This window comes from Streptomyces sp. NPDC055749 (assembly GCF_053617235.1).
The window spans coordinates 1-17,953 of record NZ_JBSHFH010000073.1 but is presented as its reverse complement, the minus strand read 5'-3'; the positions used below and the strand labels follow the sequence as shown (position 1 = coordinate 17,953).

Annotated in this window: 19 protein-coding genes; 5 read left to right on the top strand and 14 right to left on the bottom strand. The window is 69.9% G+C overall.

Features of this window, described 5'->3' with window-relative positions; genetic code table 11:
* Positions 1 to 19: 19 nt before the first annotated feature.
* Together ACWGO0_RS34210 and ACWGO0_RS34205 are read right to left on the bottom strand one after the other, a co-directional pair.
* The gene (locus ACWGO0_RS34210; RefSeq protein WP_453543848.1) at positions 20 to 562 is read right to left on the bottom strand and encodes a hypothetical protein; all 543 of its coding nucleotides are present in this window, start codon (positions 560 to 562) and stop codon (positions 20 to 22) included.
* Positions 562 to 714 (bottom strand): hypothetical protein, encoded by a 153-nt coding sequence (locus ACWGO0_RS34205; RefSeq protein WP_453543846.1) that lies wholly within the window; start codon positions 712 to 714, stop codon positions 562 to 564. The genes ACWGO0_RS34210 and ACWGO0_RS34205 overlap by 1 nt, the downstream gene beginning before the upstream one ends.
* 113 nt (positions 715 to 827) lie before the next feature.
* On the opposite strand from ACWGO0_RS34205, the gene ACWGO0_RS34200 reads away from it, so the two are divergent.
* The gene (locus ACWGO0_RS34200; protein WP_453543844.1) at positions 828 to 1,493 is read left to right on the top strand and encodes a TetR/AcrR family transcriptional regulator; all 666 of its coding nucleotides are present in this window, start codon (positions 828 to 830) and stop codon (positions 1,491 to 1,493) included.
* 450 nt (positions 1,494 to 1,943) lie between these two features.
* Here the strand turns inward: ACWGO0_RS34200 and ACWGO0_RS34195 are convergent, their stop codons facing one another.
* On the bottom strand, positions 1,944 to 2,147 hold the full coding sequence (locus ACWGO0_RS34195) for a hypothetical protein (protein WP_453543842.1): 204 nt from the start codon (positions 2,145 to 2,147) through the stop codon (positions 1,944 to 1,946).
* A gap of 155 nt (positions 2,148 to 2,302) precedes the next feature.
* Here ACWGO0_RS34195 and ACWGO0_RS34190 point away from each other — a divergent pair, with 155 nt between their 5' ends.
* The 3 genes from ACWGO0_RS34190 to ACWGO0_RS34180 all read left to right on the top strand — a co-directional run bounded on the left by ACWGO0_RS34190 (position 2,303) and on the right by ACWGO0_RS34180 (position 5,082).
* Positions 2,303 to 3,145: a hypothetical protein gene (locus tag ACWGO0_RS34190; RefSeq protein WP_453543840.1), complete on the top strand. Its 843-nt coding sequence runs from the start codon at positions 2,303 to 2,305 to the stop codon at positions 3,143 to 3,145.
* A gap of 50 nt (positions 3,146 to 3,195) precedes the next feature.
* On the top strand, positions 3,196 to 3,726 hold the full coding sequence (locus ACWGO0_RS34185; protein WP_453543838.1) for a carboxymuconolactone decarboxylase family protein: 531 nt from the start codon (positions 3,196 to 3,198) through the stop codon (positions 3,724 to 3,726).
* 81 nt (positions 3,727 to 3,807) lie between these two features.
* Entirely contained in the window at positions 3,808 to 5,082 is a 1,275-nt protein-coding gene (locus tag ACWGO0_RS34180) for an MFS transporter (RefSeq protein WP_453543836.1), read from the top strand.
* A gap of 546 nt (positions 5,083 to 5,628) precedes the next feature.
* Here ACWGO0_RS34180 and ACWGO0_RS34175 read toward each other — a convergent pair.
* From ACWGO0_RS34175 to ACWGO0_RS34135, 9 genes are all read right to left on the bottom strand, one after another.
* On the bottom strand, positions 5,629 to 7,047 hold the full coding sequence (locus ACWGO0_RS34175) for an NADH-quinone oxidoreductase subunit N (RefSeq protein ID WP_453543874.1): 1,419 nt from the start codon (positions 7,045 to 7,047) through the stop codon (positions 5,629 to 5,631).
* A 5-nt stretch (positions 7,048 to 7,052) separates the two neighbouring features.
* Complete coding sequence (locus tag ACWGO0_RS34170; RefSeq protein WP_453543834.1) at positions 7,053 to 8,558, bottom strand: complex I subunit 4 family protein; 1,506 nt, start codon at positions 8,556 to 8,558, stop codon at positions 7,053 to 7,055.
* Positions 8,559 to 8,561: 3 nt separating this feature from the next.
* Positions 8,562 to 10,409 carry a proton-conducting transporter transmembrane domain-containing protein gene (locus ACWGO0_RS34165; RefSeq protein ID WP_453543832.1) on the bottom strand — a complete coding sequence of 616 codons (1,848 nt, stop codon included), beginning with the start codon at positions 10,407 to 10,409 and terminating at the stop codon, positions 8,562 to 8,564.
* Positions 10,406 to 10,711, bottom strand: coding sequence for an NADH-quinone oxidoreductase subunit NuoK (locus tag ACWGO0_RS34160; RefSeq protein ID WP_267080652.1), 306 nt, complete (start codon positions 10,709 to 10,711; stop codon positions 10,406 to 10,408). The genes ACWGO0_RS34165 and ACWGO0_RS34160 overlap by 4 nt, the downstream gene beginning before the upstream one ends.
* Entirely contained in the window at positions 10,708 to 11,268 is a 561-nt protein-coding gene (locus tag ACWGO0_RS34155; protein ID WP_453543829.1) for an NADH-quinone oxidoreductase subunit J, read from the bottom strand. The genes ACWGO0_RS34160 and ACWGO0_RS34155 overlap by 4 nt, the downstream gene beginning before the upstream one ends.
* Before the next feature lie 7 nt (positions 11,269 to 11,275).
* Positions 11,276 to 12,163, bottom strand: coding sequence for an NADH-quinone oxidoreductase subunit H (locus ACWGO0_RS34150; protein ID WP_453543827.1), 888 nt, complete (start codon positions 12,161 to 12,163; stop codon positions 11,276 to 11,278).
* Positions 12,156 to 13,424 (bottom strand): hypothetical protein, encoded by a 1,269-nt coding sequence (locus ACWGO0_RS34145; protein ID WP_453543825.1) that lies wholly within the window; start codon positions 13,422 to 13,424, stop codon positions 12,156 to 12,158. The genes ACWGO0_RS34150 and ACWGO0_RS34145 overlap by 8 nt, the downstream gene beginning before the upstream one ends.
* Complete coding sequence (locus ACWGO0_RS34140; RefSeq protein WP_453543823.1) at positions 13,415 to 13,771, bottom strand: NADH-quinone oxidoreductase subunit A; 357 nt, start codon at positions 13,769 to 13,771, stop codon at positions 13,415 to 13,417. Before ACWGO0_RS34140 ends, ACWGO0_RS34145 begins: the two co-directional genes overlap by 10 nt.
* A 324-nt stretch (positions 13,772 to 14,095) precedes the next feature.
* The gene (locus ACWGO0_RS34135) at positions 14,096 to 14,905 is read right to left on the bottom strand and encodes an AraC family transcriptional regulator (RefSeq protein ID WP_453543821.1); all 810 of its coding nucleotides are present in this window, start codon (positions 14,903 to 14,905) and stop codon (positions 14,096 to 14,098) included.
* A gap of 158 nt (positions 14,906 to 15,063) precedes the next feature.
* On the opposite strand from ACWGO0_RS34135, the gene ACWGO0_RS34130 reads away from it, so the two are divergent.
* Positions 15,064 to 16,602, top strand: coding sequence for an MFS transporter (locus tag ACWGO0_RS34130; protein WP_453543819.1), 1,539 nt, complete (start codon positions 15,064 to 15,066; stop codon positions 16,600 to 16,602).
* Here the strand turns inward: ACWGO0_RS34130 and ACWGO0_RS34125 are convergent.
* Positions 16,534 to 17,445 (bottom strand): M56 family metallopeptidase, encoded by a 912-nt coding sequence (locus ACWGO0_RS34125; RefSeq protein WP_453543817.1) that lies wholly within the window; start codon positions 17,443 to 17,445, stop codon positions 16,534 to 16,536. The two genes, ACWGO0_RS34130 and ACWGO0_RS34125, sit on opposite strands and share 69 nt — an antisense overlap.
* The gene (locus ACWGO0_RS34120; protein WP_382733255.1) at positions 17,442 to 17,810 is read right to left on the bottom strand and encodes a BlaI/MecI/CopY family transcriptional regulator; all 369 of its coding nucleotides are present in this window, start codon (positions 17,808 to 17,810) and stop codon (positions 17,442 to 17,444) included. Before ACWGO0_RS34120 ends, ACWGO0_RS34125 begins: the two co-directional genes overlap by 4 nt.
* Positions 17,811 to 17,953: the final 143 nt, after the last annotated feature.

The window sequence follows — 17,953 nt, the reverse complement described above, 5'->3', positions numbered from 1 at the left end:
AGACCTGTGAGCCCCGCCGCTACGGCTGGGGGGCCGGGCTCCGCACCAGGGCGCGATCCTGGCGCTGCTTGCGCGTTCCGTAGCGGGTCCTGCCCTGCGGTTTGTACACCGACAGGGTCGTCGCCACGAGAAGGATGAGGAGCGCGGCGCCCGACTGGATGACGAGCTGGGTCCTGAGCGCGTCGAACTCGCCCGCGGACCAACCCGTGTCGGTCGCCGCGCGGGCGATGTGGCTGATCGGTGGCATGTGCAGGATCAGGGCGGCGGTGGCCAGGACGGTGAGCGTGAGCTTCACGGTGACCCAGTAGTAGCGCAGGAGTCCCCAGGTGGTGCCGAGGGCCGAGATGACTCCGGTCGCCAGGGAGGCGAAGCACAGCGGAACGATCACGCTCCAGCCGGTCACGTCCATCGCGACGTACGCCGACCTCGCAGTCTGGGCGTCCTTGCTGGTCAGCCCCGTGATGGCCAGGGCGAGGAAGACAGCCACGGCGCCGATCCAGCCGACGGAAGCCGTGACGTGGGCGGTCAGGGCAAGCTTGCGTACCCGAGGGGAATGCGCCATCAGCTGTGGCCTCGCATGCCGCCGCCGGCGAGGTGGATGGCCAGGAACGTCACGACAACGGCCACGGCGACGAGCAGGGACGCGGTCACCCAGCGCGGCCTTCGATGCTCCGGTTCGCCGCCGACGTGCTGGGCAGGGGGCTGGTTCGGCATGGTGTCCTCCGGCTCGGTGACTGGGGAGTCGCTGCAGTCGCCACCTTTTGCGAGACAATGTGTCTCTGTCAAGTCCATGCTGTCACGGAGTCGTCATCCCGTACATTGAGGGAATGCCGAAGCTGTGGAACGAAACGATCGAGGCGCATCGCCACTCGGTGCGGGAGGCGATGCTGGACGCCACGGCGGCGTTGGTCGCCGACCATGGGCTGCTGTCGGTCACGATGTCGCGCATCGCTCAGGAGACCGGCATCGGGCGCGCGACGCTGTACAAGTACTTCCCGGACGTCGAGTCGATCCTCGCGGCCTGGCACGAGAGACAGGTCGGCGAGCATCTCGCACGCCTCCGGGCGGTGCGGGATCAGGCCGGAGGCTCTTGGCAGCGGTTGCAGGGTGTCCTGGAGGCGTACGCGCTGATCTCGTACGAGCGGCGCGGCGGACGCCACGGCGCCGATGTCGCCGCGCTTCTGCACCAGGGCGAGCACGTGGCGCAGGCTCACCAGCAGCTCTTCTGCCTGGTCCGTGACCTGCTCGCCGAGTGCGCCGAGAGCGGCGCTCTGCGGTCCGACGTCTCACCGGACGAACTCGCCGGCTACACCCTGCATGCTCTCGGCGCGGCCGGCGGCCTTCCCTCGAAGGCGGCCGTACGCAGGCTGGTCGGGGTCACGATGGCCGGCCTGCGGCCCGCATCCGGCCCCGTCGAAGAAGTTCCCGTCGACGAGACCGTGGTCGAGCAAACGGGCCATCCTCACCATCACGGCCACCAAGGAGGCCACTGATCGGTCGGGCATGGGTGCGGCCATTCAAGGCGTGCCGGCGGGCCCCTGGGTGAGCGGATGCAGGTTCTGCCACCAAGCGGAAGTGGCCCGACCGGATTGCCCGGCCGGGCCGCCTTCGTCTCGGCTGACACCACGTCAGCCGACCGGGCGGGCCTCGTGCTCACCGGTCCGCCGTGCGGCGGCCGCCAGTGCGTCCGTGTGTACTTTCGGCATCCTCGTCGAACCGGACAGTGCTGCGCCCGCCGCCCATGTCGCAGGAAACCGGAGTGTGCCGGGCCGCAGGTACCTAGGTCGATCTTGGAGTCGCCTCTGCGCTCGACAGGGGGGCTCCTGAGCGCCGCCCGCGCCCTCGGGGCTTGCCGAGGCGCCGGGCTCGGGTGAGAAGACGGGCACTGCCGCCGGCGTACTCGTACCTCGTGGTTGAGGCTGGCCCAGCCGCCCGACTGGAGGTCAGCCGTCACGGTCCAGAGCGCGACGGCCAGGGCGGCCACGCCCGCTGAGTGCGGCCAGCTGACCCGGCAGCGCCCTGCCGGTGCGTCGGAGAAGGTGGCCGAGAGTGGCAAACGGCGGTGCCGTTCCGAGGGCGAAGTTCGCTCCGGCCACCGGCGAGCCGGAGGTCACGGCGATCAGCTCGACGGGCAGCGTCGATCGCATGGGACCGGAGCGGTGGCAAGGCCAGTCAGGAGGGGAGTGGTCCTTCGCGAGACTTCAACCATCGAGGCTCGCCATATACCCCCGGGGGGTATATGGTTACGATCGTCGTCCTGAACGGGCGACGCCAGAAGGCGCATCACACCGATGGAGATGTCATGAGGAATCACTCCGGCCACGACCAGACCGACCATGGCGGCCATGACGGAGCTCAGCCCGGTGGGCTGTCGGTCTCCGAGAACGGGTACACCCTCGAACTCGACTCGGCGCTCCTCACCGCCGGTGTGCAGCCGGTCGGCTTCCGGGTGATCGGCCCCGATGGGCAGGCGGTGACCGAGTTCAGGCCCGAGCACGAGAAGGAGCTGCACTTCATCGCCGTCCGGCGTGACACGGCCGGGTTCCAGCACGTGCACCCGGTGAGGGACGAGAAGGGGACCTGGAGCGTCGAACTGACCTTGGAGCCGGGGGACTGGAGGTTTTTCGCCGACATCCACCCGGTCGGCCACAACGGGACCATGACGCTGGGGATTGATGTCGCGGTCGCCGGGGCGTACGACCCGCTGCCGCTCCCCGAAGCCACCGGGATCGCACGGATCGGCGAGTACACCGTGGCGCTCGAAGGTGAACTCCTGCCCGGCGAGGCGAGCGAACTCACCCTCACCGTGAGCCGGAACGGCCGCCCCGTCACCGACCTGCAGCCCTACCTGGCCGCGTACGGGCACCTGGTGGCACTGCGGGTCGGGGACCTGGGCTACCTCCACGTCCACCCGGAGGGCGAACCCGGTGACGGCGCCACCGCGCCGGGACCCGGGATCGCCTTCATGGCGGTCGCGCCTTCGGCCGGTACCTACCGCCTGTACCTGGACTTCCAGCACAACGACGTCGTCCGGACGGCCGAGTTCACCGTGCGGACCAGCACGGCAGCCCCCCGGTCGGACGGGGCATCCCAGGCCGCACCCGAGCACAGCAGCCACCACCACGGCCACCACGCACACCACTGACCGTCGAGGCCCACAGCCCCCAGCACATCCCCCACATCGGAAGGAGCGTCATGCCCCGCCTGACCCGACTCACGCCGGACACCACGGTCGGCGCCTCGCGCGACCTCCTCGCCGAACTGGTCGCCCGCCATGGCCAGATCGGTGACATGGTCTCCACGATGGCGCACTCGCCGGCCGTACTCGGCGGCTATCTCCAGCTCAGCCGGGCCATGGGACGAGCCAAACTCGACCGCAGGACCAGCGAACGGATCTCGATCGCCGTCCAGGCAGTGCAGGGTTGCCGGCTGTGCCTCGACGCGCATGTCGGTGCCGCCCGCGCCATGGGAGTGGACGAGGAAGAGATCGAGCGCGCCCACACGGGTACCTCGGCCGATCCCGCGATCGCGGCGATCATCGCCCTCGCGCTCCAGATTTATCGCGAGCCGACGTCGATCACCGACGAACAGGTCATCGCGCTGCGTGAGCACGGCTACAGCGACCGCGCGATAGCCGACGTCGTCGGAGTCGTCGCACTCAACATCCTCACCGGCGCGTTCAATCTGCTCGCCGGCCTCACACCGGGGAGTGACGCCGGTGCCTAGAGACACCCCCGCCTGTACTCGCGGGGCACGGCCTCCACCCCGGGGCCGTGCCCCGCCGCATGAACACGGAAGGAACCCGCCATGCGTCTGTTCGCCATCCGCGACTACCGCCACCTGTTCAGCGCCCAGGTCATCGCCCTGTTCGGTACCGGGCTGACCACAGTGGCCCTCGGGCTGCTCGCCTACGACCTCGCAGGACCGCGCGCCGGCATCGTCCTCGGCACCGCCCTGACCATGAAGATGGTCATGTACGTGGTCATAGCCCCCCTGGCTGCCGCGTACGTCGACCGGCTTCCCAGAAGAGCTTTCCTGGTCCTCCTCGACGTGGTCCGCGGTGCGGTGGTCCTGGCACTGCCGCTGGTCACCGAGGTCTGGCACATCTACGCCCTGATCGGCCTGCTCCAGGCCGGCTCCGCGGCGTTCACCCCGACGTTCCAGGCCGTAATCCCCGACATCGTCACCGACGATTCCGACTACACGCGTGCTCTGTCCGCCTCCCAGGTCGCCTCCACCATGGAGAGCCTGCTCAGCCCCGTGCTGGCAGCCGTCGCCCTGACGTTCATGAGCTTCAACTGGCTGTTCCTGGGCACCTCCGCCGGATTCCTCGTCTCCGCCCTGTTCGTCCTGTCGGCGCGCATCCCCGACGCCCGCCCCAGTACCCACACCAAGGCATGGGACAAGGCGGCATCAGGGATCAGGACCTACCTCATGACGCCGCGGCTGCGCGGCGTCATGGCGCTCAATCTTGTGGTTGCGGCGGCAGGGTCGATCGTCGTCGTCAACACCGTCAACTACGTCCGTGACGAGCTCGGCGGCTCGCAGTCGAACGTCGCCTGGATGCTCGCCGCCTCCGGCACCGGAACCCTCCTCGCCGCCCTCGTACTGCCCCGCGTTCTCGACCGGATCAATGCCCGCACCGTCATGATGACCGGCGCCGGAGTCCTCGTCGGCGGCACGACCGCCGCGGTGACGCTCATCGCGGCCGGCCTCACCACCTGGATCGGTACGGCGATCATCTGGACCGTGATCGGCATCGGAATGGCACTGATCATCACGCCGACCGGCAAGGTCCTGCGCGCCTCCGTCGGACGGAACGCGATCCCCGAGGCATTCGCGGCCCAGTTCTCCCTGTCGCACCTGGCCTGGCTGATCACCTATCCCGTCGCGGGATGGCTCGGCACGAACGCCGGCTTCACCCTTACCTGGTCCGTCCTCGCGGTCCTCGCCGCAGCGGGAGCGGTCAGCGCGCTGCTCCTGTGGCCGCTCCACGACGGACGAGGAGCCATGACCAGCCCCATGACAACCACCCGGCATGCCCCCACCACGGACCGGTCCACCCTGTCCAAGGCCGCGTGAAGCGCCGAGTACGGCCCACGAATGATGATCCTGGCCGCTGGGTCGCGGTGGCTATGGAGAGACGAAATGGGGATCCTCTGGTGAGGTGGAGGTGCACGAGAACGGTCCGCGCCGCCGCTCTTGGGGAGCCGGGCAGGGACCGTGGCCCACGTCCAGCGTCGCTACGGCAAGGCGGCACGTCATCGTCCGCTGCGCCGTTCGCTTCGGACGCTCACCCGTGCGTGAGATGCCCGGGCTCCGTAATCTCCTACTGCCGCGCGCGATGCCGCTCATCCGGCGCCGATACTCGTCGCCGTCGATGCGCCCGTGCAACAGGAGCCCGGTGCACCAGCGCTCCGTGGCCGCAAGGCCGGCACCGTGCCCCCGCAGTCGGGCGAGGGGAGGGAAACAGCTCTCGTTTGTGCTGATCAGGCGAGCGATGTCATACCAGAGGGCAGCCGCGATCAGAACCCCCACGAGTGCAGCCAACAGTGCCACCACCATGGTCCTCACCGTTGCGGTACGAAGCCGTAAGTTCCTCCACTCCATTGTCCTGCGAGGTGACCTCTACGCGGAGAGGGAGCTGCTCAGGGCGGGGAGTACGGGACCTGCGGCCAGACCGAGCCCCACGGAGATGGTGGCGGCCGTGTAGGCGACAGCTCGCGCCGTGCCGTCGCCGTCGACGGGATCGTCATTGCCACCTTGAGACACCGCGGGCACGATCCAGCGCAGGTAGTAGAAGAGCGAGGCGACGGTGTTGACGGCGGCCAGGACCGCCAGCCAGGCGTACCCGCCGTCGAACGCGGCGCTGAACGTCTCCAGCTTGCCGACGAAGACGGCCGTGGGCGGTGTGCCGACTAGTCCGAGGAGGCAGATGACGAGGCTCGCGGCCAGCAGCGGTCGCTTGCGGGCGAGGCCGCGGTAGTCGCCGATCCGGCCGGCCCGGGGGAGGGCGCAGACCACGGCGAAGGCGCCCAGATTCGTCACGGCGTACGCGGCCAGGTAGTACAGCAACGCTTCCTGGGCCAGGTCCGACCGGCCGGCCACCGCGACGGGCAGCAGGAGGTAGCCGGCCTGGCTGATGGTCGAGTACGCGAGGAGCCGTTTGACGTCGTCCTGGAAGAAGGCGGCCAGATTGCCCAGCGTCATCGAGGCCGCCGCCACCACGGAGATCACGCCTGCCCACGGCATTCCGCTGTCGGCGAGGACCGACTCACCGAGTCGTAGCAGCGCCGCGAGCGCCCCGATCTTCGGGATGGTGGTCAGGAACGCGGCGACCGGAGCGGTGCCGCCCTGGACCGCGTCCGGTACCCAGAAGTGGGCCGGGACGGCGCCGGCCTTGAACAGCACGCCGGCGAGCAGGCCGACGGCCCCGGCCGCGACGAGCGCCTCCGGCGCTTCCGGCAGCGCGGGACCGAGGAGTGGGTAGCCGGTGGCCCGTCCCGCCGCGTACAGCACGGTGATGCCGGCCAGTATGAGGATGCCGAACAGAGCGCCGATCACGTAGTACTTGAGCGCGGCCTCGGTGCCCGGGCCGTCCTTGCGGAAGCCCGCGAGCGTGTAGGCGGGAATGCTCGCGAGAAGGTAGCCGGCGGTGAGCAGCAACAGGTCCTGGGTTCCCGCCATGACGAGCGCGCCGAGGGCGGAGAGCTGAAGCAGGACGTAGAACTCGCTCTCGCGCGGGTGGGCGTGGAACGGTCCGGCGGAGAGGCCGAGGACGAGCAGGAGCGCGCCGAGCACGACGGTGCGGGAGGTGTTCGTGACGGGGTCGACGGTGAACGCTTCGCCGAACGCGGTCACATCGGGCCCGGCAGCGGTGATGGCCGCCGCCACGATCCCCCCGCACGCCGCCACCGCCGCGAGGAGCCCCACGAGCCACTGGCGGCCGCGCGGCAGCCAGGCGCCGAGCAGGAGCCCGAGAACGGCCGAGGCGGCGAGGAACACCTCGGGGAGGATGTCGAGCGGGTTCTCGTTCATGCCGTCCATGCCGGTCATCGGGCGAGCTGCTCAAGGACCGTACGCGAGGCCGGTTCGATGACGTCGAGCAGGAAACGCGGCGCGATGCCGAGGAGTACGGCGAGCACGAGGAGCGGAACGACGGCCGCGTTCTCATGGAAACGCATGTCCGTGAACGGGCGTGGCGTGCCGGGAGCGTCCGGCAATCGTAGCGGCCCCATCAGGATGTTCCGGAGCGCGCGCAGGAACAGACCGGCCGTGAGCAGGATGCCTACTACGGAGAGGGAGGTTGCCAGCGGTCGCGGCCCGAGCGTGCCGGTGAAGATCTGGAACTCGGCGATGAAGCCGGAGAACCCGGGCAGGCCGAGGGACGCGAAGGCTGCCATGCCGGTCAGGGCGGCGAAGACGGGTGCGACGGCGGCCACACCGCCGTACGCGCCCATGTCGTGTGTCCGCCCCCGCTCGTACAGCACACCGGCGAGGAGGAACAGTGCGCCCGTGATCAGGCCGTGGCTGACCATTTGGGTGACCGATCCCGTGATCGCGAGGGAGCGGGCCTGGGCGGAGGTGTCGGCGGTCGCGGCGGCGGCGCCGACGGCCAGGATGATGTACCCCATGTGATTGACCGAGGTGTACGCGATCATGCGCTTGAAGTCGGTCTGGGCGAGCGCCACCAGCGCGCCGTGGAGGACTGACAGGACTCCGACGACGACGAAGACCAGTGCGTAACGCCGCCAGACGTCCGGCAGCATGGGCATGGCGATGCGGAGGAACCCGTACGTCCCCATCTTCAGAAGCACGCCGGCGAGGATCGCGGAGCCGGCGGCGGGCGCCTCGGTGTGGGCGGGCGGCAACCAGGTGTGGAACGGGATCGTCGGTGTCTTCACGGCCAGGCCCACGACGACGGCCAGCAGAACCAGCGCGCCGTAGGCCGATCGCCCGGCAAGTGGGTTCTGTCGTGTCAGGTCGACCATGTCGAAGGTGTGCGGGGTGGCGGCAAGGTAGAGGCCGATGAAGCCGAGCAGCAGCGCGAGCGATCCGGTGAAGGTGTAAAGGAAGAACTTTAGCGCGGCCCGCTTGGCATCGCGGTGGCCCCATCCGGCGATGACGAAGTACATCGCCACGATCGACAGATCGAAGAAGACGAAGAACAGGATCAGGTCGAGCGAGACGAACAGCCCGAGGCACGTGGTCTGGAGGAAGAGGAAGAGCGCGGCGAACTCGCGGAAGCGGCGATTCTCGCGGAGCGAGTACAGCGCGCAGGCGAGGAACAGGACGCAGGTGAGGGCGAGCAGCGGCAGCGACAGACCGTCGACGCCGATGTGGTACCCGACACCCGCGTTGGGGATCCAGCGGGCCCGTACCTCGTACTGCATGCCGCCGCCGGTCCGGTATCCGGCCCACACGGCGACGACCAGGCCGAGTTCGACCGCGGTCGTGGCCAACCACACGGAGCGCAGCGCCTGGACGGGGGTACGGGAGGGCAGGGCGAGGAGCAGCAGGGCGACTGCGGTCGGGACGAAGACAAGGACGGTGAGCAACAGTTACCTCACGAGAACGAGCACGACGGCGAGGACGGAGAAGGCCGCGACGGCCTGGGCGAGGTACTGGTGGAGCTGGCCGGTCTGCGGGCGGCGGGCCCATCCACCGAGCCGCCGGGCCGCCGTGGCGACAGCCTCGACCGCTCCGTCGATCGCTCGCTCGACGAACCGGTTCGTCCATCGGGCGAAGCCGACCGCTCCCTGTGCCGCGGCTTCCACGGCGCGGTCGAGGACCCGGTCGTCGAACGCGGCGGCGGCGCGAGCCAGCGCCAGAACGGGGGAGACGAGAAGGACATGGGCGGCGCGTTCGAGGCCCAACCATTCACGGCCCAGCCGCTTCACCCGGAACGGCAGCGGAAGCGGGCGGGTGCCCCAGGCCCAGGCCGCGGCGGCCGCCGCGAGTGCCAGAGCGCTGGACAGGGCGAACTCCCATACGTGCGGACTTGGTTGAGGACCCGTGTCGAGATATCGGGTGAGCACGTCTCGCACAGGCGGAAAGGCCACGGGTGTCAGCGCCACGCACGCGGCGGCGAGCAGAGCGAGCGGGACCACGGCCCCGCCCGGAATCCGACGTCCGCCCGTCGCCCGCTGCTCCGGGCGGCCCCACACGAAACGGAGGACCTTGGCGCTGTAGGCCGCGGAGAGGACGGCGGCGGCGAGCCCGACCGCGTACAGCCACGGGCTGTCCTCCAGTGCCCCCGCGAGCAGCACATCCTTTGCTGCCCACAGGGAGAGTGGCGGAAGCCCGGCGAGCGACAGAGCGCCCACCGTGCAGAGCACACCGACTGCCCGGTGGGAACGCGCGGCACCACGCAACGCGGGAAGCTGCTGCGTTCCCCATGCCGTGAGCCACGCGCCCGCCACGAGGAACAGCAGGCTCTTCGCGGCAGCGTGTGCCATCAACTGCAATGCCCCACCGGTGGTCGCTCCGGCGCCGGCGGCGAGGACCATGAACCCGATCTGGGCGCAGGTCGAGGCGGCGAGCAGCTGCTTGAAGTCGCTCTGCGCCACGGCGACCAGGCCCAGGGCGACGGCAGTCGCGGCACCCACCCACGCGGCTGCGCTCGCGCCCCAGCCAGAGGCATCCAGCAGCGGTCTCATCCGCAGCAGCAGATACGCACCCGCGACCACCATCGCCGCCGAGTGCAGCAGCGCCGACACTGGACTCGGCCCCTGCATGGCCCGCGACAGCCAGAAACTGAAGGGGAGCTGCGCGGACTTACCGAGCGCCGCGACCAGAAGGCCCGCCGTCACGAACGACAGCCATGGCTCGGCCGTGCGCGCGAGCCCGTCGAGGGCGAGCGGACCGGGTGCCGCCGCGAGGGCCGCGCCCGCGGCGAGGTAGAGCCCCAGGTCGGCGGCGCGGGTGGTCAGGAACGCGGTGTCGGCGGCTGCGGTGCGTTCCGGCTCACGCCACCAGTAGCCGATGAGCGCCCAGGACGTGGCGCCCATCACCTCCCAGGCCATGAGCAGGACGGGCAGGGTGGTCGCAGTGACGGTGACCAGCATGCTCCCCGCGAAGAGCAGCATCAGCCCGAAGAACCGGGCCCGGGCCTCGTCCCCGCCGAACTCCACCAGGCTGAACAGCAGTACGGCGAGAGTGACGGCGGTGACGGTGACGACGAGGACGCCGGACAGACCGTCCACCGCCAGCCGCAGCGAGAGCCCCTCCATGAGCGGCGCCTCGACGGCCGGATGCCGGACGGCGGCGGTCACCGCCAGCACCAGAGACGCGACCGCGACCACCACGGCGATGCCAGGCGCCCAGCGGTCGGCGGCCTGTCCGGCCAGAGCGAGCGCGACCCCGGCGGTCAGAGGCAGAGCGACCAGCGCCCACAGCACGAGGCTCACTCCCTCAGCTCCGCCGCCATGTCCGTCATGTCGATCTCACGCGACCTGAAGAGGGCCGTCACGACGGCGAATCCGATCGCCATCTCCACCGCCATGGCCGTGATGGCGACCACGATCAGGACCTGCCCGTCGGCCGTGGCCGGAGCGACGTAGTGCCAGGCGGCGCCGGCCGCGAGCATCACCCCGCCCAGCATCAGTTCCAGCCCCATCATCAGCATCACGATCGACTGCTGGGTCAGCGCCCCGAACAGCCCGACGCAGAACAGTGCGGCGGCGACGATCAGAAACAGCTCCAGACTCATCGGCCCACCCCGCCGCGCACCGGGTCATCGGGCCGGGCCGCCCGGAGATCGTCGCCGAGGCGGTCGTACCTGCCGCGCCGGGTGGAGAGCACTACGGAACCGACGATCGTCGCGAACAGCGCCATGCCCAGCGTCATCATGGTCAGCATCTGCGGCCCCATCAGGGACATGCCGACAGCCATGGTCGGGTCGGGGGGAGCCTGCCCGCGCCGAGGCGGCCATGGCGCGAGGAGGACGCCGGCGACGAGCACGGCGAACGCCAGAGCGCAGATGACGGCCGCTCCCCACTTGTTGTGGATCATCGCCATCGGCATGAGACCGGCCGGGTTCATCATAAACATGATCATGAACACGGCCATGATGGCCATCTCGATCGTCATCATCAGCACGGTGACGATGCCGAGGTAGTCGAGCCCGAGCACGATCAGCTCCCCGCCCACACACAGCAGGGCCGTGAGCAGCGAGAACGTGGCGCGCGCCATCGAGTCGAAACGGAACACCATGATGCCGCTCGCCACGGCGAGAACCGCCAGCACCCAGAACGCCGCCGTTGTCATCGCTCCCTCACCGACCCAGCACCACCACGGCCACCACCAACGCCTGCGCCACCGCCAGAGGCGTCAGGACCACCCAGGCCAGCTCCACGTAGCGCTCCATTCGTACGGTCGGAATCCGGCGCCTGACCCATACGAGGAACGCGAGCACAGCAGCCGTCTTGACCACCGTCCACGCCCAGTCGGGCAGGAGCGGACCGTGCCCACCGCCCAGGAACAGTGGTACGGAGAAGGCGGCGGCGACCACGAGCAGCAGCCACCGGCCGCCGAGGAACACCAGCCGGTCCACCCCGGACAGTTCGGCCGCCGCGCCGCCCGCCGCGTCCGCGCCCGCCGGCTGGTCGAACGGACCCCAAAAGGCCATGGCGAGCGTGCTCAGCAGATAGATCCCGAACGCCGCAGGCATCCACACCGCGAACCACAGCCCGGCCTGAGCGTCCACCACCGCGCCCACCCGCAACGACTCCGCTCCGAGCGCAGCGGTCGTGATCGCCAGCATGTGCGGCAGCTCGTATGCCAAACCCTGCGCGAGGAAGCGGTATCCGCCGATCAGCGACAGGGTGGAGTTCGGTCCCCAGCCCACCAGCCACACAGCCGCCCACGCCAGCGCTTCCATGGCGTTGAACCACACGATCCCGTCCGGCAGGTCGGAGACCGACCGGAATCCGAAGGGGAGGACGGCGGCGGCGAGCACGGCGGCGACCGGGAGCAGCGTCGTCCCCAGCCGTACGAGAGGGACATCGGCCGCCCTGGTGACCCGCCGCTGCTGCACCAGCAGCCGCAGCACCTCGCGGCCCGGCCCGGCAGACCTCGCATCGACGGTCGCCACGCCCATCGCGACCAGCGCCAGTGCGACAGGCAGGACGAGTACCGCCCACAGCGGAGCCGGTTCAGCCATGTGCATGGCCCCTCGGTGTGTGTTGCGCGGCCAGCTCGTCGAGATCGGGGTCGAGGCTCGCGACGATGAGCCGAGCGCAGGCGAACTCGGCGCCTTCGAGGAGACCGGGCAGCACGTCCAGGAGTGCTTGGGACGGTGGGACGTCCGCGTCGACACGGCCTCGGGGCCCAACCGGAGGGTGGTTGGCGAGCGGGGCGCGCTCATCGATCTCGTCGAGGGCGCGTTCGATCTCGTCCAGCCAGACGGTCAATCGGCTGTGCACGTCGCCTGCGGCCAGTAACGCGGGTCCCGTCACCTGGTGGTCATCCGCGTGTTCGACGGACAGCTCACCCACGCCCGCCGTGAGCCAGCGCAGAGTCCACGACTTGCGGACGCGCCGGACCAACTTCCCTACGATTGCGCGGAGTTCGGTGGCCGGGGCGTCATCGAGAGCCCTGTCGCGGGTGTGGTGTGCCTTGGCCGCCGCGTCACTCCAGCCGGCCACCCCGAGGAATCTGCCGACACTGTCGAGATGCGCCGCGGACCGCCGCCGGGCGGCCTCGCCGACTGTCACCGGCTCACCGGAGATTGCCCTGAGCCATGGCTCGTTCCAGAAGACAGGCTGGGACGAAGAAGGCGCGGAGGCCGATTCGATCTCGGCGCGCTGGACGACGTCACCCTGAAGCTCCACGCGCAGCACGAGCCCTGCCGGCCAGTCCGGAAGCGCCGGCCCGAGCGGTACGTGAAGCCGGTCGAGCCTCAACCCGTCCCGGTCGTCAGCCCGTTCGGCTATCGGCAATCCGGCTACGGCCCCCATGTGGTGCGCATGACGGTCGTGGTCCATTCCGCCGTGGGCGCTGTAGCCCTCCTGGCCCTCGTCGTGCCCGTGATCACCTGGGTCACGAGCATCACGGTCGTGGTCGCGCCCATCCTCAACGTTCCCTGTCCCGTGAGCCCTCTGGGCCGTGGCCGACTTCAGGAGCGCGGCATGCCCGTGGTCCAGGTCATGCGCCGCGTGCCGGGCATCCGTTACGGACACCCGTGCTTTGGGCGACGGTACGCCGAGCCACACGCGTTCCGCCCAGTTGTCCCCCCGTACGGGAACGGGGGCGCCGGCGAAGACGACGAGGTCCGCCGATGCGGGTCCTGGGACCCTCGGCCAGCCCCTGCGCGCGAGCTCGGTCTCGACGGCCAGCCGCTCACGCGTCGCACCGGCAGCCGTCACCAGCAGAACCCCCGGCCGTGCCAAGGCCACCCCCGTGAAGCGCGTCCTCAGCTCCACCGGAACGCCCCCTCGCGCCACGCGTAACCGACGCCGGCGAGCAGCACGCCGAGGAAGAGGAACATCTCGACGACCGCCGGCGTACCGACATCCGGGACGACCTTTGTCCACGGGTACATGAAGAGCATTTCCATGTCGAACGCGAGGAAGGTCATCGTGACGGGGTACCAGCGAACGTGGAACCGGGAGGCCGGGTGCTCCCGCGGCTCGAGTCCGCCACTGAACGGGCCCGTGTGCAGCGGCTCGCGGACGGAACGGATGGTGGCCCCGAGGCAGTGGAGCAGGAAGACCACCACCACGACGATTGCGAGCAGGAGTGCGACCGGCTCCCAGGCCGCGGCTTCCACGTGATCTCCTTTCTGGCGGGCTGACCGCTACCGGCTGCTATCGGCAGGCAGCATCTCAGCGCTCGGACCGCGAGAAGGGGTGCAACACGGGGCAGAACGTAAGTTTCTCTCCTACGGTCTGCGTCCGTGCTGGCGAGCGTGGCAGTGGCCGCCGGGGTCATCAGGACGTGGCGGGCGCGACGACTTGTTGCAGAGGAGGTGGACGGCGAACGGGAAGGTCAGTGACCGTGACCATTGTCGGCGTGGCCCGATTGGGCGCTCTCTGTGCCGTTGTTCGCAACAGACGCGCCCCCGACGGCGACAAGGCGCGCGTGTGGCGCTTGCTCACGTCCTCGACGGCGCCGACGTGCTCGTATCGGATGCGTCGAAGCCGGCGTCGCCGTTCAGGTAGCGCTTCGGGGAGGTGCCTACGGTTCGGCGGAACGCCGCGAGAAACGCGCTTGGTGTCGCGTAGCCGACGGCCTGCGCGACCCGGGACACGGGTTGGCCCTCGGCGAGGAGTGGCAGGGCGGCCCGCAGTCGTACATGGGTGCGCCAGCGATCGAAGCTCATGCCCGTGTCGTGGACGAACAGCCGTGTGAGGGTGCGTCGGCTCACTCCGATGGCCCGGGCGTGGGCTTCAAGGCTCCGCGGGTCCGCGGGATCGGTGAGCAGCGCGTCGGCCACGGCGCATACGCGTTCGTCGACGGGACGTGGCACATCGATGGGCATGGTCGGCAAAGGGTGCAGCAGATCCAGGACGACCGCCTCTGCCCGCAGTCGTATGTCGTCGGTGAGGTCCTGCCGGTTGAGGTGGTGGATCAGGTGGGCCAGCAGCCCGTCGACGCGCACCGGCGTGGGCTCTGTCCAGGCCAGAGAGCACCGGTCCGGTTCGAGGTAGAGGCTGCGCAGCACCGCGTCGCGGGTCGCACCGGTCCGGTGCACGACCCCTGCGGGCAACCACAGCGCCCGGGTGGGTGGCAGGACCCAGTAGGTGTCGTCGACGGCGACGCCGAGCACGCCCCTTGGCGTCCAGGCCAGCTGGTGCTGCGGGTGGCTGTGCGCTGGTATCCACTGCCCCGACGACAGGGGGAAGTTCCCCACGACGATCGCCCCCACCCCGGATGGGACGGCGCTCAACACGGCCTCGGTCATGCGTCTCAGCCTATGTCCTCAACGCGATATGGCATGGCCTCATAGCGGATTGTGGCCAACTCGGCCGATGCATAGCGTCGTGGCATGCCGATCATTCACTCGCGCCAGGGGCGCTACCGCCGCACGGACATGCCAACCACACTGACGGGACGCCCGTCATGACCTCAGCATCGGCATCGACCCTTGCCGCAAGCACCGGCCGTCGCCGGTCGGCGCTGATTGTGCTGTGCTTCGTGCAGTTCATGCTCGTCCTGGACGACAACGTGGTGAGCGTCGCTCTGCCCAGCATCCGGGACGATCTCGGCTTCAGTACCGCGGCCCTCGCCTGGGTTGTCAACGCGTACTTCCTCGCCTTCGGCGGGCTGTTGTTGCTGTTCGGTCGCGTGGCCGACCTGCTGGGCCGCCGACGTGTCTTCCTGAGCGGTGTGGCGCTGTTCGGTGCGGCGAGCCTCGTCTCCGGCCTTGCCCAGGAGCCTTGGCAACTCGTGGCCGGGCGGTTCGCCCAGGGGGCGGGCGCAGCCATGGCGGGCCCGGCCTCGTTGTCGCTGATCACGCTCCTGTTCCCCGGTACGAAGGAGCGTGCCAAGGCACTAGGTGTGTGGGGCGGCATCGCCGGGCTGGGCGGCACGATGGGCCTGGTGATCTCCGGTGCGCTGACCGGCCTCACCTCGTGGCGCTGGATCTTTCTGATCAACCTGCCCGTGGTCGTTCTGGCCCTTGCGCTGCTCCCGCGTCTCGTCGCCGAGAGCCGGGCCACCCGCCGGGCACGCCTGGACGTACTCGGTGCGGTGTTGGGCACCGGCGCCGTCGTGTCCCTGGTCTACGGCCTGCTCCAGGCCGGGGAGTCGGGGTGGGGGGACGCGTCCGTTGTGGGGCCTCTGCTCCTTGCCGGCGTCCTGACCATCTCATTCCTTGTGGCCGAGTCACGCACAGCGTGGCCACTGGTGCCGCCCGCGTTCCTGGCCTTCCGGATCCGAGCTGTCGCCAACGGCGCGACCCTGCTGTTCTCCGCCGCCATGTACGCGATGGCCTTTCTGCTGATGATCCACGTGCAAACCGTGCTCGGTTACGGCCCGCTCAAGGCCGGTGTCTCCTACCTGCCCTACTGCGCCGGAATGCTCGCAGGCATGTGGCTCTCCTCCCGCGCTGTGATCAGGCTCGGGATGCGCCGGACCCTCGTCATGTCCTTCCTGATCAGCTCAGCCGGACTGCTTCTGCTGTCCGGTGTGGCTCCGAGCGACAGTTACGCATCCGGCGTGCTGCCGGGCATGCTGGTCACGAGCCTCGGATGCGGCCTGAGCCTGCCCGCCCTGACAGTCGCCGCGCTCACGGGCACCACGGAAGAGGACGCCGGTCTCGGCGCAGCCGTCCTCAGCTCCGTTCAACAAGTGGGCGGAGCCGTCGGCGTAGCAGTACTGGTCACCATGGCTGCACGACGCAGCGACGCCCTGGCCGACTCCACCGGTCCGCTGGGCGCCGCGACGGAAGGCTTCTCACTCGCGCTCACCGTCGCCGCCACCCTCCTCGCGCTCGTGGCCGTCCTCATCGCCACGCTGCTCACAGGCCGCCGCTCGGGGCCCGCGGTCGACACTGGCGAAGCACCAGCAGAACAGTATGCGGCGAGCCGTTCAGACGCCGGGAGGGCAGGCGACGAGCAGCGGCAACAGCGGAACGACGAGGGCGACGGACGCCACTGACCCCCGAAGAGCGGGGTGTGGGGCCCGGCGGGGACCCAAGATGCGCTTCATACGGATGAGAGCAGTCGACCCACCCGCACCGAATGCGCCCTTCGGCGCCCGGCCAGCGGCCATCTCGTACATCGCGGTCGCCAGCACCTCGCGCGAGTGCCTCCGAAGGGCCCGGTCGTCCGCGACCATCTCCATCAGGATTGCCGTCTGCTCGCGTGCGCGACGCGCGAGCGGCAGCCAGGGGAAGACGGTGGCGAAGGCTTCGACGGCGGCGATCAGCAGATGGTGCCGGCCGACGACATGGGCCCGCTCGTGCTCCAGGACGGCGCCGAGCTGCTCTTCCGTGAGCAGGCGCACCGCCGCGTCGCTGACGACGACGCGGGAGCGGAAGCCCGGCAGGCAGTACGCCGCGGGAGTCCCGTGCGTCAGCACGGTGGCGCGGAGCCGGTCGCAGCGCACCGCCACCTTGTCGAGGCGGTCACGGTGCCGGGCCCGCACCAGCGCGCCGCGGGCGAGCTGCCGGAGGAAAGCTCCGACGACAGCGCCGAAGACGGTGAGGGGCATGGCCAGGGCCAGCCGGTCGGCAGTTGTGGGGTTGGGCGCGGGTGTCCCGGTGCCGCCGATGCCGCAGGCGTGCAGCAGCCCTATGAGACCGGCGTGCAGGTGCTCGGTGGGCGAGGCCAGCTGGGAGGCGGCGAGCGCCACAGCGAGCGTGAACGAGACCGTGAGGGCGAGCCATACGGCCGCGGCGAGGCCGGGCGCCCGGTGCGGCCAGGCGCTGCGGAGGATCAGGGGTGGCGCGGCGACCCCCACCACGGTGGCGTACCCCAGGAGAGACGGGGCCGCGTTCACTGTTTCGCCCGTCGCCCGACGGTGCGCAAGGCTCTGCGGAGTGCCGCGAGTTCGTCGTCGTCGAGGTTCTCCACGAACTGGATGAGGGCGGCGGGCCGGTCTGCGCTGGCTTCCAGTCCGTCCTCCATCAGGGCAGCCGAGTACGCCTCGCGGGTCGAGGCCGCCTTGTATGTCCAGATCCGGCGATCCCTGGTGCGTGTGAGGTAGCCCTTTTGAAAGAGGATGCTGGTGACGGTGGTCACGGTCGTGTAGGCGAGATCCCGGTGCAGGTTGATGTCGTCGACGACCTCTCGCACGGTGGCGGGCCGGTTCCATCTCCAGAAGCGGTCCATGATCTCCGCCTCGAGCTCCCCCAGCCGCCGCATGGGCCCGTGTCCTCTCCGCCGATCGCTTGATCGGTTTCATAGTAGACGCGCAGCTCGCACCGGCCTCCGCGCTGGGCGGTAGTGCTGTGCCTAGGATGGCATCATGAGCGCCGTCAAGAAGTCCGTGGTTCCGCAGCAGGCGC

What these genes read in the sequence shown, in the direction of transcription:
- ACWGO0_RS34210 (WP_453543848.1), bottom strand. Translation starts at nt 562, where the DNA reads ATGGCGCATTCCCCTCGGGTACGCAAGCTTGCCCTGACCGCCCACGTC.
- ACWGO0_RS34120 (WP_382733255.1), bottom strand. Translation starts at nt 17,810, where the DNA reads ATGCGGCGGCTGGGGGAGCTCGAGGCGGAGATCATGGACCGCTTCTGG.
- ACWGO0_RS34190 (WP_453543840.1), top strand. Translation starts at nt 2,303, where the DNA reads ATGAGGAATCACTCCGGCCACGACCAGACCGACCATGGCGGCCATGAC.
- ACWGO0_RS34195 (WP_453543842.1), bottom strand. Translation starts at nt 2,147, where the DNA reads ATGCGATCGACGCTGCCCGTCGAGCTGATCGCCGTGACCTCCGGCTCG.
- ACWGO0_RS34160 (WP_267080652.1), bottom strand. Translation starts at nt 10,711, where the DNA reads ATGAGTCTGGAGCTGTTTCTGATCGTCGCCGCCGCACTGTTCTGCGTC.
- ACWGO0_RS34130 (WP_453543819.1), top strand. Translation starts at nt 15,064, where the DNA reads ATGACCTCAGCATCGGCATCGACCCTTGCCGCAAGCACCGGCCGTCGC.
- ACWGO0_RS34180 (WP_453543836.1), top strand. Translation starts at nt 3,808, where the DNA reads ATGCGTCTGTTCGCCATCCGCGACTACCGCCACCTGTTCAGCGCCCAG.
- ACWGO0_RS34135 (WP_453543821.1), bottom strand. Translation starts at nt 14,905, where the DNA reads ATGACCGAGGCCGTGTTGAGCGCCGTCCCATCCGGGGTGGGGGCGATC.
- ACWGO0_RS34155 (WP_453543829.1), bottom strand. Translation starts at nt 11,268, where the DNA reads ATGACAACGGCGGCGTTCTGGGTGCTGGCGGTTCTCGCCGTGGCGAGC.
- ACWGO0_RS34205 (WP_453543846.1), bottom strand. Translation starts at nt 714, where the DNA reads ATGCCGAACCAGCCCCCTGCCCAGCACGTCGGCGGCGAACCGGAGCAT.
- ACWGO0_RS34200 (WP_453543844.1), top strand. Translation starts at nt 828, where the DNA reads ATGCCGAAGCTGTGGAACGAAACGATCGAGGCGCATCGCCACTCGGTG.
- ACWGO0_RS34185 (WP_453543838.1), top strand. Translation starts at nt 3,196, where the DNA reads ATGCCCCGCCTGACCCGACTCACGCCGGACACCACGGTCGGCGCCTCG.
- ACWGO0_RS34150 (WP_453543827.1), bottom strand. Translation starts at nt 12,163, where the DNA reads ATGGCTGAACCGGCTCCGCTGTGGGCGGTACTCGTCCTGCCTGTCGCA.
- ACWGO0_RS34175 (WP_453543874.1), bottom strand. Translation starts at nt 7,047, where the DNA reads ATGGACGGCATGAACGAGAACCCGCTCGACATCCTCCCCGAGGTGTTC.